Below are 15,589 nucleotides of genomic sequence, written 5' to 3'. Positions count from 1 at the left end.
GCATGGTATGCAGCCTATGCGGTGCCGAGAGCGGCGGCGCACGGTTCGAGCCGCCCCCTGGTCACCCCTGGTCAGAGGCGGATCACCTTACGTCAGGCCCTGGTCCCCCACGATGCGCTGGGCCAGCGCGGTCAGCTTGACGCGCCGCGACTGGGAGATGCGGCGCAGCTCGGAGAACGCCTCGTCGGCGTCGCAGCCGAGGGCGTGCATCAGGATGCCCTTCGCCTGGTCGACGATGGCGCGGGACTCGACCGCCTCCTGCAGCTGGATCGCGGTGCGGTGGACCTGGTCGTACTGCAGCGTGTTGGAGACGGCCGCGGTGCCCTGAGCGGCGAGCAGGGCCGCGAGGGACTGCTGGTCCGGCTTGAGCGAACGCGGCGTCACCCCGTACAGCGACAGCGTGACCAGCACGGGCGCGTTGTAGTGGGGGGTCGTGCTGAAACAGCGCACCCCGCGGCGCAGCATGTCCGAGGTGGACGTGGGCCAGCGGGTCTCGGCCAGGACGTCGTCCGACGTCGCCGCGCGGCGGGTGCGGACGACGTCGAAGATCGGGCCGTTGCCGCGCTGGAGCTGGAGATCGGTCAGCTCGGCGAGGTCGGGATGGCTGGCGGCCGAGGCCAGCGGCTCGGGCCGCTCCGACTCGTCGGCCGGGAGCGCCCAGCGGACGCTCGCGGCGCCCGCGCAGCCTGGCACGGCGCGGGACGCCAGCTCGGTGACCCGGTGCAAGGTCCCCAGGTCGGACGACTCGCCGACGATGCCCAGGCGGGCGATCTCCACGGCGAGCTGGTCGGTGAGGACGGTATCGGCTGACGGCACATCAGCGACGTTATCCCGTGAAGAGCCCGTTCCGTACTCACGGGCCGGTATGAAGCCGCTGCAACGACCGATCAATCGCCCCGACATATCCGCCTCGCAGTCGTTCTACCCGCGGTCGCCCCGCGGGTTCGGCAGTGGTCCTCCAGGCGCCGGACTCACAGGTGCGGCGGCGCCTTGCTGATCGCGGCGAGGACCTCGGGGACCCCGCCGTCGGCGAGCGCCAGATCACCGATCGACACGATGCCCACCGGCCGCTGCTCCGCGTCCACGACGGGGAGCCGCCGGACGGCCTGCTCGCACATCAGCCGTGCCGCCGTGTCGGTGTCGTCGTCCGGGCGGACGGTCGTGAGCTGCGCCGTGCAGACGTCGCTGAGCGGGGTGAGGGAGGGATCGCGGTTGTCCGCCACCCCGCGCACCACGATGTCACGGTCGGTGACCATGCCGCAGAGTCGTCCGGCGAGCGTGACGAGCACGTCGCCGATCCCCTTGTCCCGCATGACGCGGGCGGCCTCGTAGAGGGTCGCCTCCAGCGGCAGGGTCTGGGGGATCGCGGTCATGAGGTCACTGACCCTCCGAGACATGGCGCCCGCACTCCTTCCGCCCGACCCTGATGTCCGTAGCCGGCTGTTCCGGCGCCGTACCCGTAATGGAACGCCCTATGCGGGAACCGCGGACCGGAAGGCAAAGATGTTGGAAGGCGGCCGGAAGGGGCGAGGGAGTCCCGTCCGGCCGCTCAGAACGAGAAGATCTTGCCGGTGTGGGCGTGCATGACGCACTCGTTGGCGTACGTGCGCTTGAAGCGCGTCGGCCGCCCGTGCCAGTGGCCCTCGGCCACCGCGACGACCGGCGCGTAGATCAGGACGCAGACGGCGTCGCCCGGGTCACGCTCGATTTTGCCGCCGCGTGCGCTCAGCTCCTGGCAGGCCCGGTCGGCGTCCGGATGGCTTCCGCCGTTGGGGCGGCAGAACAGCGTAACCGTGCGCGCGCCCGACGTGGTCGCCTCGGGGAAGGTCAGGCTGAGCCGCAGCCGGGTGGCCGCGCCGGGCACCGGAAGGGTGGTCGCGTGGGCCGGTGCCGCGGGGACGGCGGGAAGGAGCGCGAGAGCGACGCCGGTGAGGGCGCCGGCGACGAGATGCGGCAAGGGGATCTCCCGAGTCGGGTGCCGGTTCATCGCTCAATGTATCCGTGCCGTTACGGAATGTGCAGCGTTTTGGTCAGCGTGATGCGCCGGAAAGGGGTGATCCCGCGGTCACGGGGGAACCGCGGGATCACGTCGGAGGGAGGAGCGTGCTCGGAAGGCGTGCTCAGGGGGCGGGCTGAGGGGATGCGCTCAGGGGATGTGCTGAGGGGATGTGCTCAGGCGGCGAGGGTGTGGTGGTCGGCGAGCGCCTCGCGCAGCTGCTTGCGGCCGCGGTGGAGGCGGGACATCACCGTGCCGATGGGGGTGCCCATCATCTCGGCGATCTCCTTGTAGGGGTACCCCTCGACGTCGGCCAGGTAGACCGCGTCCCGGAAGTCCTTCGGCAGGCGGCGGAGGGCGGTGACGATCTCCGAGTCGGGCATCCGGTCGAGCACCTCGGCCTCGGCGGACCGGAACCCGGCCGAGTGCGACTCGGCCTGGGCGATCTGCCACTCCTCCAGCTCCTCGGAACCGGCGCGCATCGGCTCGCGCTGGCGCTTGCGGTAGGTGTTGATGAAGTTGTTGGTGAGGATGCGGTGCAGCCAGGCCTTGAGGTTGGTGCCTTCCTGGAACTGGTGGAAGTTGACGTAGGCCTTGGCGAGGGTCTCCTGGACGAGGTCCTCGGCGTCGGCGTTGTTGCGCGTCATGCGCACGGCACTGGCGTACAGCGGGTCGACGTAGGGGAGGACGTCACGCTCGTAGCGCTCGGAGTCCACGTGGGCAGGGGTAGTGGATCGGGCGTTGCGAACAGGCATGGTGACTGCGGTCATCATCGCTCCCCGTAGGTCATGACCCGGTGGGCCGGTCGACTCCGCGCGCGGGTCGCGCGGCCGGGCGGATTCAGGCCGCCCCCCGTGTGAGATACGTTCCACCGCTCCCGGCGAGTTCGAACCCGGCTCATGACGCGGCGACGCGGAACCGGTGCCTGGGGCCTCAGGGGGTCCCGGCCGCGCATGGAGGGTGGGCCGGGGGAGAGCGCGGACCGCCGGAGCCAGGGCGACCCCGGTGGCCGGGACGTCGCGGGCATGACGCGGTTCGGGCGCTATCCACTCATCGGTGGTGTTCCCGCTTACTAAGACGCTCGGGAGGGTGCGGAAGGTTGCGTGGCGTCGGTCACATTTCGCCCGCGTGTCGTCACGCTGGGGCTTACCGGCTGGTATTGGATCACCGGAGCCGGCAAGGAACGCCTGGCCGCAAGGGGCACGGGCCGCATGGCACGCCGTGCCGGCCGGAGACGACCGAAGGCCCCGACCGGTGGAGGCGGTCGGGGCCCTCGGGGCCTTGCGTCGGCTCAGCCGAGCAGGTGCTCCAATGCCCGGCGCATCAGGACCCGCTGCTCATCAGGGGTCTTGGCCTGCTCGATCCCGAAGCCGTACAGGATCGAGTCCCTGGTCGCCACCGCCGAGACGGAGTCGATCAAGGCCTGCGCCCGGGTGAACTCGCCGGCGTTCGCGGGGCTGCCGGGGGGCGCGCCCTGGATCGCCCACGGGCCGAGGCCCGACTCGAAGCCCTCGGCGTCCACCTGGCCACCGGTGGTGGTGACCTTGGTGTCGTCGATGAACAGCCCGGTGCCGCCGGTGCCGGGGTCGCTCACGTACGCGATCGACACCTCGACCTTCTTGCCGGCGTACGCCGAAAGGTCGAACACGCCCGGCACCCAGCCGTTCGAGTTGCCGGTGAAGGAGTTCCACTGGCCGCTCGTACCGGTGTTCGTGCAGGGGTTCCCGCCGGTCAGGTAGTGCGTCAGGAACGGGTGGAGCGCGAGAAGGTAACCCTGCTCGCATTCCGTCGGGACCGTGTTGCGCGTCCGGCCGTTCTTGTCCGGCAGAGTCGTCCAGTCCTCCGCGCCGACCGTGTGGGCCTCCACGATCACATGGTCGAAGCCCGTCTCGGTGCTGTAGGAGAGTTGCGCCTGCAGCGCCGGGGCCTGCGCGGCCGTGATGGAGGACAGGTCGATCGTCCGGGTGAGGCGCCGGTACAGCTGGTCCTGGTGCGTACCGGTGATGTACCACTGGCCCTCGAACGGCTCGAACGGCGCGGCCGCCCCCAGGTAGTCGCCCGCCTTCCAGCTCCTGAACTGCGGGAACTGGGCCACGGGCAGCACGGTCGACGTCACCTGGAAGCCGCCCGCCTCGTTCACCGGGTTGGACGGCGTGCCGGCCAGGTCGGCCTTGACGCCGCCGAGCGGCCGGCCGGTCCCGACGACCTGGGTGGGAGCGCCCACCCTGGCCCGGTCGTACCCGCCCAGGTAGTACTGGAAGAAGTCGTCCGACAGCAGTTCGCAGTCGTCCCGGAAGTTGCCGGTGACCACGCAGGGGCGTTCGGGATGACCCTTGAGCCCGTAGTAGATGCCGCCGCCGTTCAACCGGTTGAGCGGGCCGTTGTAGCCGGTCGTCTCGCCGGTGTGGAGCAGCTTGCCGCCCTCGTTGAGGTACGAGCGGACGGACAGGACCAGGTCCTTGGCCCGATCGGCCACCTGGGAGTCGGGCGCGTTCCCGAGGTAGGTCCGGACCGGGTCGTCGGCCGCGTCCTGGGTCAGCCGGTTGTCGCCGAGGTACCAGACCACGGCCTTGAAATGCTTGAGGACGCCGAGGTCATGCGGAACGCCGTCCTTGTCGATGTCCCAGACCAGCGGCCGGTGCCCGCTCGCCTTGACCAGGTCGGCGTACTGCTGCCCGTACCTGGGCGCGCTGGTGCCGGCGGGGTACGTCGGGTTGACGCCCGTGTAGTCCTCGTCCGCGATCACCAGCACGTCGGCCTTGTTCTGGTCGCGGACGGTGTAGGTGAAGTGCGGGCTCTCGACGCGCTTGCCGGCCTTATGGCCGCTGAACCACACCTCCACCTTGTCGCCGGGCCGCTGCCCGGTGACCTTGCCGCGGTACTCGGCGTAGTAGTGGTCGTTCTCGTCGCCGAACCGTTCGCCGCCGCGCCATTCGCGGGCGCCGTCGGTGCGGACCCGGCCGCCGTTGATCCGGTAGTTCAGGTCCTTGTTGCCGAGCGACCTGCGGATCACCGAGGCGACCTCCTGGGTCGAGCCCAGCGAGGTCGAGAACCTGTCCACCTCGAAGTCCGCCGCCGTACGGCCGACGACCGAGACCGGGTTGTCAGGGGTCTGCGCCGACTTGCCGACCGACAGGGCGAACGGCAGGTTGTTGCGGAACTCCATGGCGATCAGGTTCTCGTCGTCCGGGAACTCGAAGATGCTGCCGCAGTTCTCCGGCGTGTACGGGTCGTCCGGGACGTAGCCCGCCGCCGTCACGCAGGTCGCCATCTCGGGCGTGATCGACAGGGCCTTGTGCACGTTGTCGGCCTGGCCGTCGGTGTCGCCGTTGGTGGTGTAGAGCTGCGCGCCCAGCTCGGGCGTGTAGTGCGGCACCGCCGGGTGGTCGATGTCGCCCAGGATCGCGTCGTGGATGACGTCGTCGGGACTGCGCGTGAGCGCCTGCCAGCCGACGCCGTGCAGCAGCAGCTCGGCCGCCGAGTGGTAGTTGATCAGATACTTGGGCTTGACCCGCTTGTAGAGGCCGATCTGCGCCTTGGTCTCGGACTCCGACGCCGGCGCGGGCCCGCGGTAGGTCTGGCCGCCGGGCTGGTCGGTGGAGCCCTCGTTGTCGTAACCCCACTTGTAGGGGAAGTTGCGGTTGGGGTCGACGCCGTCGAGCCCGCTGATCTGGCCGTCGCCGTCGTTGTCGCGGGTGTTCTTGCGCCAGAGCCGGAACCCGTCCTGGAAGGTCAGGTCGTAGCCGTCGGGGTTGACGACCGGCGCGAACCACAGGTCGGTGGTGTCGACGATCTTGGTGATCTCGGCGTCCTTGCCGTAGTTCTCCACGTAGTGGTGGAGCAGGCGGCGGACCATCTCCGGCGTGATCCACTCACGGGCGTGCTGGGTCGCCTGGTAGATCACGGCGGGCCGCTCGCCGTCCTTGAGGGTCGCCACGTTCTTGCTGACCCGGATCGCGGTCATCGGCTTGCCCTGCCCGGACGTGCCGAAGTCGACCGCTTTGGCGATGCTCGGGTTGGCCGCGGCGAGATTGACGATCTCCTCGCGGATGTTGCCCGCGCCGCTGTACGGGCGGAACACCGTGGCCTGCGCCGCCTTGGCGCGGGCCCGGACGTCCTTGCCGCCGACCTTCTTGACCGTCAGCGAGACGCCGCGCTTGGCCAGCGCGGCGGCCTGGACGCCGCTCATCACGGCCTCGACCCGGGTCTTGCCGCCCGCGGCCTTGCCGAAGGCGATGTCCTCGTGGTCGAGCCCGGCGGTGTTGAGCAGCTTGATCTGGTCCGCGGTGAGGTCGCCGGCGTACACGTCGACCGTGCCCGCCGGTTTCGGTTGCGCGGGGCCGGCCTGCGCGGCCGGGGCGCCGGCGAGCGTTCCGATCAGGAGCGCCGTGGCGGCGAGAATGGACGTGGCCGTCCGAGGTCTGACGGCACGCCGGAAGGACATGCGCGGCATCGCGCCTCCCCAAGGCGAGGATCACGTACGTGGGCTGCGTGATCGTCTACCTGGGAGAATCCGGTGTCAATGCGACGGTCGGGCTGTTTGCCGCATCTGGTCAATATCGGATTTTCTGCCCGCCGGTGGGCTAAGGGCGGGGCTGGGGGAGATGGCCGGCCAGAACCGTCCGCACGAGCCCGGCCGCGAAGTCGCCGAGGTCGGCGGGCAGGCCGGCGCCGCTCGCCACCGTTTCGGCGCCGGCCAGGCGGGTGAGGAACGCGTGCTGCTGGCAGCCCCCGAGGAGCGCGGCGGCGAGATAGGCCGGATCGGCCTTTTCGGCCAGCCGCCCGAGCCGCCGCTCGGCCTCCAGATACGAGATCAGCGCGGTGTGGCCGTGCACGGGGCCGGCGGAAGCTCCGGTGGACGCGCCCGGCCCGTCCGCGCGCAACCAGGCGATCAGTTCGGGGTCGGCCAGCACGGGCCCGGTCATCGGCAGGAGTTCGCCGTAGAAGGCGACCATGGCGCAGGCCAGGCGGGTGAGGTTGCCTTCGACGGTGTCGCGGCCGGTCGCGGAGAGCACCTCCGCCATCGCGGCGCGGGCGGTGCCGGTGACCTCGCCGAGGGCGGCCGCGAAGAGGGCGGTCTTGTTGGCGAAGTGGTTGTAGAGGCTGCCCTCGGAGACCCCGGCCGTCCGGGCGATCTCCTTGGTGGTGGCCGCGACGATCCCGCGGCCGCGGATCACCTGGATCGCGGCGGCCAGGATCCGGTCGCGCATGGACTCCGTCACCGTCGACCCCTTCCGAGTGAGTACTCACCCATTATGGCGCGGCGCGGCGCCGGAAGCACCTTTCCGGACGCCCCGGCGGCCGTCAGTTTGTCAGAGTCCCAGCACTGGGAACTCACGCGAGGTAACGTCATCTTTACCGCGGGTTGTCGGAGGCATGGAAATCAAGGCCGCGGGATCCCCTCGACCGCGCCCAACCCACGAACTGGAGACGATGGTTGTGCGGGAGCGGTTCATCTTCCTCGGCGAGGCCGGTCAGCGGATCGGCAGCTCGCTCGATCACCTGCAGGCCTCCCGGACGCTCGCGGAGGTCCTCGTACCGCAGCTGGCCGACTTCGTCGCCGTCGAGCTGCTGGAACGGGTCGCCACGGCCGACTGGGAGCCGGCGCCGTCCGGTGTCGACGGCACCACCCTGATGCGCCGCGTCGCCGTCGTGCACGACGACGAGCCCGGCCGCTGGGACGAGACCGTCCCCGAGGGCGAGGCGCTGTTCCTGCCCGACGACACCCCGTTCGTCGAGGCGATGCGCACCGGCCGCGCGGTGCACGTGCCGCGGATCAGCCGCGAGCGGGCCGAGGCGATCTCCGCCCCGTTCACCGACCGCGACCTCCGCCCGCTGATCACCGGGCGCTCGATGCTCGTCGTGCCGCTGGTCGCGCGGGGGCAGGTGCTCGGCACGTTCAAGCTGCTGCGCAGGCCCGACCGGTCCGGGTTCGACGAGCTCGACCTGGCCATCGTCGACGAGCTGGCCCGCGGCGCGGCCCTGTGCATCGACAACGGGCGGCTCTACCGCCGCGAGGTCCAGATGGTGCAGGAACTGCAACGCAGCATGCTGCCCGCCGAGGCGCCGCGGATCGCGGGCGCCCGGGTGTGCTTCCGCTACCGGCCCGCCGGGCGGGCCGCGCAGATCGGCGGCGACTGGTTCGACGCGATCCCGCTGCCGGGCTGCCGGCTGGGCATCGTGATCGGCGACGTGATGGGCCACGGGGTCACGTCCGCGGCCATCATGGGCCAGCTGCGCACCGCCGTCCGCACGCTCGCGGCCCAGGACCTGTGCCCCGACCAGCTGCTCCGGCACCTCGACGACCTGGCGCAGCGGCTCGGCGAAGACTACGTCGCCACCTGCATGTACGCGGTGTACGACCCGGTCGGCCGGCGGTGCCGGATCGCCAACGCCGGGCATCTGCCGCCCGTGCTCGTCTCCCCGTACGGCGAGACGACGATCCTCGCGCTGCCGTCCGGGGTGCCGATCGGCGTCGGCGACGTGCCGTTCGAGACGGTCGAGTTCCCCGTCGAGGACGGCGCCCGGCTGATCCTGTGCACCGACGGCCTGCTGGCACGCCGCGACCGCGATGTCGCGGAGGGCATGGCGACGCTGCGCGACCGCCTCACGGGGACGAGCCGTCCCCTCGACCGCACCTGCGACGAGGTCGTCGACGCGTTGACGCCCGAGTTCCCCGCCGACGACGTCGCCCTCGTCGCCGTGGCCCTCGACGGCATCCCCAAGGATGACGTCGCGGCCTGGGATCTGGAGGCCGAGGCCAGCATGGTCGCCGAGGCCCGTGCGCAGGCCACCGCCAAGCTCCGCCACTGGGGGCTGGGCGACCTGGCCGACACCGTCGAGCTCCTGGTGAGCGAGCTCGTCACGAACGCGCTCGTGCACGGCGCCGGGGCCATCGGCATGCGGCTGATCAAGGGCGGCACGCTGCTGTGCGAGGTCAGCGACGACGGCCACGAACTCCCCCACCTGCGCGACGCCGACGCCAACGACGAGTCAGGGCGGGGCCTCCAGCTGGTCAGCCATCTCGCCGAGCGCTGGGGCACCCACCGCACCGAACAGGGCAAGGTCGTCTGGTTCGAGCACCGCCTGCCCTGACCTGCCCGCCGATCCCTGGGGTCAGATCCAGCTGTCGAACCAGATGCGCAGGCGCCAGGCGTCGTAGGTGATGACCTCGGCGGTGAGGATGGGATACAGAAGGTAGAAGTTCGCGAGCACCGTGAGCAGGTAGGCGCCGCCCAGGGTGGCGCCCACCAGGCGGCGCCCCGAGTCGTCGGCGGGGCCGAGGAGCAGTCCGAGGACGAGGACGATCGCCAGCACCATGAACGGGATCATCGGCGTCGCGTAGAAGGCGAACATCGTCCGGTCGCCGGCCGCGTAGTAGAACCACGGCAGCAGCCCCGCCGCGTAGCCGAGGGACGCGGCCCCGGCACGCCAGTCCCGGCGGACGAGCCACCAGCCGAGCAGGATCGCCAGGGCGGGGATCGCCGCCCACCAGATCGCGGGGGTGCCCAGGCCCAGGATCTCGCGGGAGCACTTCGCGGCGCCGCAACCGGACGGCTCGGAGTAGTAGAACGCCACGGGCCGCCGCAGGATCGGCCAGTCCCACGGCCACGACTGGTAGCGGTGATGGGAGTCGAGCCCGGTGTGAAACCGCATGATCTGCGCGTGGTAGTGCCAGAAGGAGCGGAGGGGCGCGGGCACGAACGAGAACGTGCCGCCGCGTCCGTCCGCCCAGTGCCGTCCCCAGCCGATGTCCGAGGCGAACCAGCCGCTCCATGACGCCACGTACGTCACCGCCGAGACGACCGGAACCGCCACGAAGGCGGGGAGCGCGTCGTAGCGCAGCGCGCCCGTGAAGGGATGGCGGACCCCGGCGGCCCGGCGGGCCCCCGAGTCCCACAGGAACGTCATGGCCCCGAACGCCATGACGAAGAAGAGGCCGCTCCACTTCGTGCCGCACGCGAGCCCGAGGCAGACGCCGGCGCCCAGCCGCCACCACCGCATCCCGAGGCCGGGGCCGAACGCCAGGTCATCGACGCGGTCGTCGAGCCGGTCGGCCAGCCGGGCGCGCGCGACGTCGCGGTCCACGACGAGGCAGCCGAACGCGGCGAGCACCCAGAACATCACGAAGATGTCGAGGATCGCGGTACGGCTCGCCACCAGGTGCAGGCCGTCCAGGGCCAGCAGCAGTCCCGCCGCGCAGCCCAGCAGGGTCGAGCCCGTCATGCGGCGGGTCACCCGCGCCAGGATCAGGACCGAGAGCGTCCCGACGAGCGCGGCGGTGAAGCGCCAGCCGAACGGCGTCATGCCGAACAGCCACTCGCCGGCCGCGATCATCCACTTGCCTGCCGGCGGATGGGCGACGAAGCTGCCGCCGTCGGTCCAGATGCCACTGATCTGGCCCTTGAGGATCAGCGGGTCGGCGAGGTCCTTGCCCTTGGCGTCCTTGATGGTGGAGTGCTCGACGCCGAACTTCAGGAGAGCCAGCGCGTCCTTGGCGTAGTACGTCTCGTCGAAGACGACGGCCTGCGGCTGCCCCAGCCGGGCGAACCGGAAGAACGCGGCGAACGCGGTGACCAGAAGGGGGCCGAGCCAGCCGAGGAGCCGGGATCCCGGCCGAGGTGGGGAGAGCCACGCCGCACGCTCGCTCATCAGCGACATCCGGCCATCTTAGGGATCTTCAACCCCTGTCCGAAGTGAGGGGTGTTGCGTCGTTGGTAGGAAATTGTCGCCTTAACGGCAGAATTTTTTCGGACCCCGCTCCCGGCCGGATCGCTACTGTCGATGGTGACGGAGGGTCCGCTCTTGGACCTTGTATCGGGGGACGAGTTGGGTGAAATTCTGACACTGCCGGTTCCGGAGACGTTGCACGCCACGTACGCCGTCGCCCTCACCGCCGACCCGGCCGATCCGCGCGAGCTGGCCCGCGCGCAGGTCGCCCAGCGCGTCGCGCCGCCACTGCGCGACCAGGTGCTCGGCATGCTCGACAGCCCCATGCTGACGCTCGACCTGCGGCCCGCGGACGAGTTCCCGCCGCTGCCGACCGACCTGCTCGCCGTGTACGGGGCGAGCGCCGAACAACTGGCCGATGTTCGCGCCGCGTCCCATGTCCTCGCCGTCCGTGCCGCCTACCGGCCGGGCCGCCCGCCCGCCCACGAATGGGCGACCAGGGCCGTCGCGGGCGCGATCGGCGCCGCCCTGTCGGCCCCGGTCATCGACGTGTTCACCCCGCGGCTGCTCTCGCCGGAGCTCATCCGGCGCTCGCTGCCCGGCGCCGACGGCACCACCCGCCTGACCGACTGGATGCTCCTGCCGCACACCGGCGGCCCCCACGGCTTCTGGTTCACCACCAAGGGCCTGGCCAGATTCGGCCTTCCGGAACTCCAGACCGAGCACGTGCCGCCCGGCCTCGTCGAGCCGTGGGGCCGCCTCCTCAACGGGCTGGCCCGGCGCCTGCTCGACCTGTGGCTCGACGAGCTCCCCGCCGGCCGCCAGCCCCTCGTCGTGGAGCTCCCGGAGCTGATCTCCGTCGGCCTGCGGGACGTCGCCGCGGCGGACGGCGTCGAGGAACCGATGCGCCGCGAGGTGACGGTGCGCCTGCGCCTGGACGACGCGCACCCGGACGACGGGCACCCGGACGACGGGCACCCGGGCGGGGCCGAACCGCTCCTGACCGTCCTCGCCGCGGACGACGGCCCCGACCGGCTGGAGGCTCTCTGTGCCGCGCTCTTCGGCACCCGGGTCCCCTGATCGCCGATCGCCTTGCGGCCACCGCCCGCGGGGCACAGGATCGTTGTTGTGAGATTCGGCCCTCAAGAGACTCCCGAGCCCGGCGACCACGACGAACCCGACGAGCCGGCGTCCTCCGGCACCGCGGCCCCCCACCCCGGCGACATCCATGTGGCGGGCCGCAAGAGCGAGCCTCCCGACTGGGAGCCCGTCCAACCCCGCTCCGAGACCAGTCCCGTGCCCGGTCCCAGGGCCGAATCCCAGCCTCTGGAAGGCGACGAGCCGCCGCCGGCCCCCGAACCGCCGCCGGTGCCCGAGGCGCCCGGTGAGCCGCTCTCAGAGGCGACCTGGAAGGCGTACGAGCCGCAGCATGCCTCAGAGCCGCCCGCGCCACCGGCGCCGCCGCCCGCGCCACCGCCCACGCCACCGCCCACGTCGCCGTCCGGCGGGCGGGGCGGGCTGCTGGCGAAGGAGCCGCCGCCGACCACACCACCGTCGAGCACACCACCGTCGGACCCATCGCCGTCGACCACCGCGCCGGACGTGCCGCAGCCGCAGGACGTGCCCGACGTTCAGCGGCCGGTGGGGCGGACCTGGGCGCAACCGGTGCGCCCGGCGCCCGAAGTGTCGATGGCGGATCCGAGCCGGCGCAAGGCACTCGTCGACACGTTCGTGAGCGGGTTCGTCGACAGCACCATCTGGCAGGCGACGCTGGCGGTGCTGGAGGGGGCGTTCCCCGGCCTCGGGCTGGCCGCGTTGCTGACGCGGCGGGCCGACGACCTGTGGCGGACGATGGACACGCTGGCGGACGGAGGCGCGGCGAAGCTCGGGCTGCCCGCGTGGCTCGACGACGCGGGCATGGTGTTCGACCTCAGCGCCCACCTGAACGTCCCGGACGAACCGGCGAGCAAGCCGCGGGCGTCCTGGCCGTACGCCGGCGCGTTCGTCATCGACACGCTCGATCCGCTGCGTTACCACCGGGCGGTCGGCGGGCCGCTCGCGCCGCGCGACCAGGCACAGACGCGGCCGCAGGCGGGGGAGAGCGACGACACCGGAGTCGTCATCGTCGCGGACCTCGCCCGCGCGCGGGTACGGGTGCTCGACTCGGCGGCGCTGTGGCGGTACGCGGGCCAGATCGTGGTGACGACGCTGTACGACCCGCTGCGGCCGGAGTCACGGGTACGGACCCGGCGGGCGCTGCGCGGGTTGCAGCGGGTGGTCTTCATCGATCCGCGGCTGGGCCTCGGGCTGTGCCTGGAGGTCGATGTCGTCCGGACGCCGCGGTGCCTGCTGTCGTTCCGCGTCGACTCGGGCGCGCCGCGGTTCGTCCGGCCCTAGACCGGCCTAGTTGTCGGTGCGCAGCCAGGTCAGGTCGCACTGCTGCTCGTCGGGGAGCTCGCGGAGTTGCGCCGCGAGCTCCCACGGCTCAGCGCGTTCCACCGCCGGCAGCAGCCCGCAGATCAGCGCGTGCGGCGTGCGCACGGCCGTGAACGCGCCGATCCGGGCGACGCCGCCGCCGCGCAGATGGGCGAGCTCGGTGAGCAGGGCGGCCAGCGCCGAGGGGTCCTGCGGGTCGTAGAGACCGCGCACGTAGGTGAACAGCTCCTCCGACAGCGCGCCCGGCTGGCGGCCGGAAAGGTGGTAGGCCGTGCCCCAGTAGCCGCCGTTCGCGGCGGGACGCTGGTCGCGGACGCGGATCTGGAGGCCGTACTCGGCCGCGCAGCGCTCGTACGTCGCCGACAGGAGCGGCTCGGCCTCGCCCTCCTCGCTCAGCAGGAGCCCTGGAACGATCCCCTCCTCGCGGGCGAGCCGGCCGAGCATCTCGCGGTGGAGCTCGCCGACGACATGCTCGACCGAGTCGAGGGAACGGGCGAGCGCGTGCCGGGCCTCACGGTCGAGCTCGACGCTCTCCAGCAGGGCGGCGAACCTGTCGAGCTCGTGCTCGAGGCGTTCCATCCGGTCGCCGAGCGACGCCACGCGGTCGAGCACCTCGGCGGGCGTGCCCTCGGCGGGCGGCTGCGGGATCGGGATGCCCGGGGGTTCGTTGACCTTGGCCTGCAGCACGCCGAGCTGCGTGCCGAGCTCGGTCACCTGGCCGCGCAGCTCGCGCAGCTCGGCCTGCGCGCGCGGCAGCCTCTTGTCGGAGGCCAGGTAGAGCTCCCGCCCGGCGATCGCCAGGCACAGCAGGACCAGGATCACGGTGAGCATGTGGCTCCTCGGGAGGCGGAACGACGCCCTTCGACCCTAACCAGCCCCCAGCTTCTTTGGTGGACAAAGCGGGGTCAGCCGAAGAGTCCGCCCAGCAGGCCGCCGAGGATGTCACCGACGATGCCGGCGGCCTCGCCCGCGACCTCGCCCGCGACGCCGCTCGCCACCTCTCCGGCGTACTGGCCCGCCTGATCCAGGGCGAAGTTCGCGGCGGACCCGGCGACGTTGGCGGCGGCCTGGTCGACCCACTGGCCGACGGGCGGGCCGGCGGCCGCGTAGCCCGCGACGCCCGCCGCCGCCACTCCGGCCGCGGCGACCCCGCCGACCGCTGCGGCGGCGCCCCAGCCCGGGTGGCCGTGATGGTGGCCGCGGTGCTGGTACGCGGGAGGCAGCGGAGCCGGGTGCCCGTGCTGAGCGGGCGGATAGGGCGCGGGAACGGGCGGATAGGGCGCGTGTGCGGGCGGGTAAGAGGCGGGCGGCCCTGGAGGCATGGGCGGGGCGGCGTGCGCGGCGGGCGCGTACGGGGCCGGGGCGGGCGGTGCCGGGTGAGGCGCGTGACCCGGTGCGGGGGCGGGCGGCGGGAAGTGGCCGGGAGCCGCGGCGGGCTGGCCGTGCTGCGCGGGCGGCACACCGTAGGACGGGGCCGCGGCCGGGCCTGGCGGCGGGTACGGGGCCGCGCCGCCGGGCGGGGGCGGGAGGGGCGCGCCGTTCGGTGGCGTGCTGGAGTAGGGCGTGCCGGAGTAGCCGGGGCTCTGCACGGGGCCGCGCGAGCGGGCGGCGGCCTGGTCGAGCCACTTGGAGATCTCGGCGGGCCAGTCGGTCTCGGCGGCCTCCTTGTGCCCGTGCTTGAAGCGGCCGAACGTCTCGTCGGACGAGCCGCCCCCGCCGCGGCGGTCGGCCTCCAGCACGAAGGCGACGCTGCCCGGGGAGGCGACGAAGCTGAGCCCGACCTCACCGATGCGGTCGCGGTACCGCTGGGGCGGCGCGAGCTGGATCTCCTGGTAGAAGGGCAGCTGCTGGCCGACGCCGCGCAGCTTGCTCTGCTCGAACGAGACATTGCGGATCTTGAAGCCGAGCTGGGCGATGGCGGCCAGCACCCACTGCTGCGACTCCAGCGGCTCGACCGAGATCGGGTCGATGTCGCCGGGGTCGGGCACGCCGACCGTGTCGACCTCGGTGCACAGCCCGATGGTGAAACCGGGCAGCTCGCGGCCGAGCACGGTGGTGAACGGCAGCTCGTAGGGGAGCGGGATCGAGAACGCGAGGTCGCGCTGGGCGCCCGCCTCAAGCCGGAACGCGCGCGTGAGGGCGCCGCGGTAGACCTCGGGACCGGCGTTCTGGCCGCCGTACCCGTTGTCCATGCGCGGCATCAGCGCGATCGTGACGTGCCGTACGTCCACGGCGGAGCCGCCGCCGCGAAGGTGGACCTTGCCGGCCACGACGCCGCCCGGCCGGGCGTGCGGCGCCGACAGGATCGTGTCGACCGTGGGGGCCCCGGCGGGACCGCCCGGGCCGCCGAACCCGCCCGGCATCTGCTGCCCGTAGGACACTGGCCGTTCCCCTCTCACGAGCACGCGCGAGGCCGCTCCCCGCAAGGTTCAGACGGAATCCACCATGACACTGGTTGCTTGATTATTCGAACATTTCGCCCGAATC

At 72.1% G+C, this 15,589-nt stretch carries 12 protein-coding genes; 3 read left to right on the top strand and 9 right to left on the bottom strand.

Annotated elements, in window-relative coordinates:
• Nucleotides 1–87: 87 nt before the first annotated feature.
• The 6 genes from ACGFNU_RS45315 to ACGFNU_RS45290 all read right to left on the bottom strand — a co-directional run bounded on the left by ACGFNU_RS45315 (nt 88) and on the right by ACGFNU_RS45290 (nt 7,218).
• Nucleotides 88–816, bottom strand: a complete 729-nt coding sequence (locus ACGFNU_RS45315) for an ANTAR domain-containing response regulator (protein WP_392602881.1) — start codon at nt 814–816, stop codon at nt 88–90.
• Between the two features lie 155 nt (nt 817–971).
• Nucleotides 972–1,397, bottom strand: a complete 426-nt coding sequence (locus tag ACGFNU_RS45310; RefSeq protein WP_392602880.1) for a CBS domain-containing protein — start codon at nt 1,395–1,397, stop codon at nt 972–974.
• Nucleotides 1,398–1,549: 152 nt separating this feature from the next.
• Complete coding sequence (locus ACGFNU_RS45305; RefSeq protein ID WP_392602879.1) at nt 1,550–1,957, bottom strand: SSI family serine proteinase inhibitor; 408 nt, start codon at nt 1,955–1,957, stop codon at nt 1,550–1,552.
• 215 nt (nt 1,958–2,172) lie between these two features.
• Complete coding sequence (locus ACGFNU_RS45300; protein ID WP_392603010.1) at nt 2,173–2,751, bottom strand: sigma-70 family RNA polymerase sigma factor; 579 nt, start codon at nt 2,749–2,751, stop codon at nt 2,173–2,175.
• Nucleotides 2,752–3,287: 536 nt separating this feature from the next.
• Nucleotides 3,288–6,449 carry a M14 family zinc carboxypeptidase gene (locus ACGFNU_RS45295; protein ID WP_392602878.1) on the bottom strand — a complete coding sequence of 1,054 codons (3,162 nt, stop codon included), beginning with the start codon at nt 6,447–6,449 and terminating at the stop codon, nt 3,288–3,290.
• 130 nt (nt 6,450–6,579) lie between these two features.
• Entirely contained in the window at nt 6,580–7,218 is a 639-nt protein-coding gene (locus ACGFNU_RS45290; protein WP_392602877.1) for a TetR/AcrR family transcriptional regulator, read from the bottom strand.
• 211 nt (nt 7,219–7,429) lie between these two features.
• Between ACGFNU_RS45290 and ACGFNU_RS45285 the strand changes: the two genes are divergently transcribed.
• Nucleotides 7,430–9,091 (top strand): SpoIIE family protein phosphatase, encoded by a 1,662-nt coding sequence (locus tag ACGFNU_RS45285; RefSeq protein ID WP_392602876.1) that lies wholly within the window; start codon nt 7,430–7,432, stop codon nt 9,089–9,091.
• A 21-nt stretch (nt 9,092–9,112) separates the two neighbouring features.
• Here ACGFNU_RS45285 and ACGFNU_RS45280 read toward each other — a convergent pair whose 3' ends face one another.
• Entirely contained in the window at nt 9,113–10,657 is a 1,545-nt protein-coding gene (locus ACGFNU_RS45280) for a dolichyl-phosphate-mannose--protein mannosyltransferase (protein ID WP_392602875.1), read from the bottom strand.
• Between the two features lie 168 nt (nt 10,658–10,825).
• On the opposite strand from ACGFNU_RS45280, the gene ACGFNU_RS45275 reads away from it, so the two are divergent.
• Both ACGFNU_RS45275 and ACGFNU_RS45270 read left to right on the top strand, forming a co-directional pair.
• Entirely contained in the window at nt 10,826–11,746 is a 921-nt protein-coding gene (locus ACGFNU_RS45275; RefSeq protein ID WP_392602874.1) for a hypothetical protein, read from the top strand.
• 48 nt (nt 11,747–11,794) lie between these two features.
• Complete coding sequence (locus ACGFNU_RS45270) at nt 11,795–13,063, top strand: hypothetical protein (RefSeq protein ID WP_392602873.1); 1,269 nt, start codon at nt 11,795–11,797, stop codon at nt 13,061–13,063.
• A gap of 6 nt (nt 13,064–13,069) precedes the next feature.
• Here the strand turns inward: ACGFNU_RS45270 and ACGFNU_RS45265 are convergent, their stop codons facing one another.
• Nucleotides 13,070–13,933 (bottom strand): hypothetical protein, encoded by an 864-nt coding sequence (locus ACGFNU_RS45265; protein WP_392602872.1) that lies wholly within the window; start codon nt 13,931–13,933, stop codon nt 13,070–13,072.
• A 74-nt stretch (nt 13,934–14,007) separates the two neighbouring features.
• Nucleotides 14,008–15,483, bottom strand: a complete 1,476-nt coding sequence (locus ACGFNU_RS45260) for a sporulation protein (protein WP_392602871.1) — start codon at nt 15,481–15,483, stop codon at nt 14,008–14,010.
• Nucleotides 15,484–15,589: the final 106 nt, after the last annotated feature.

Origin of the sequence: Spirillospora sp. NPDC048911 (assembly GCF_043198015.1) — a bacterium.
GTDB lineage: Bacteria > Actinomycetota > Actinomycetes > Streptosporangiales > Streptosporangiaceae > Spirillospora.
Note: the sequence above shows the minus strand (reverse complement) of the source record. Positions and strands in the feature narration are given on the sequence as shown.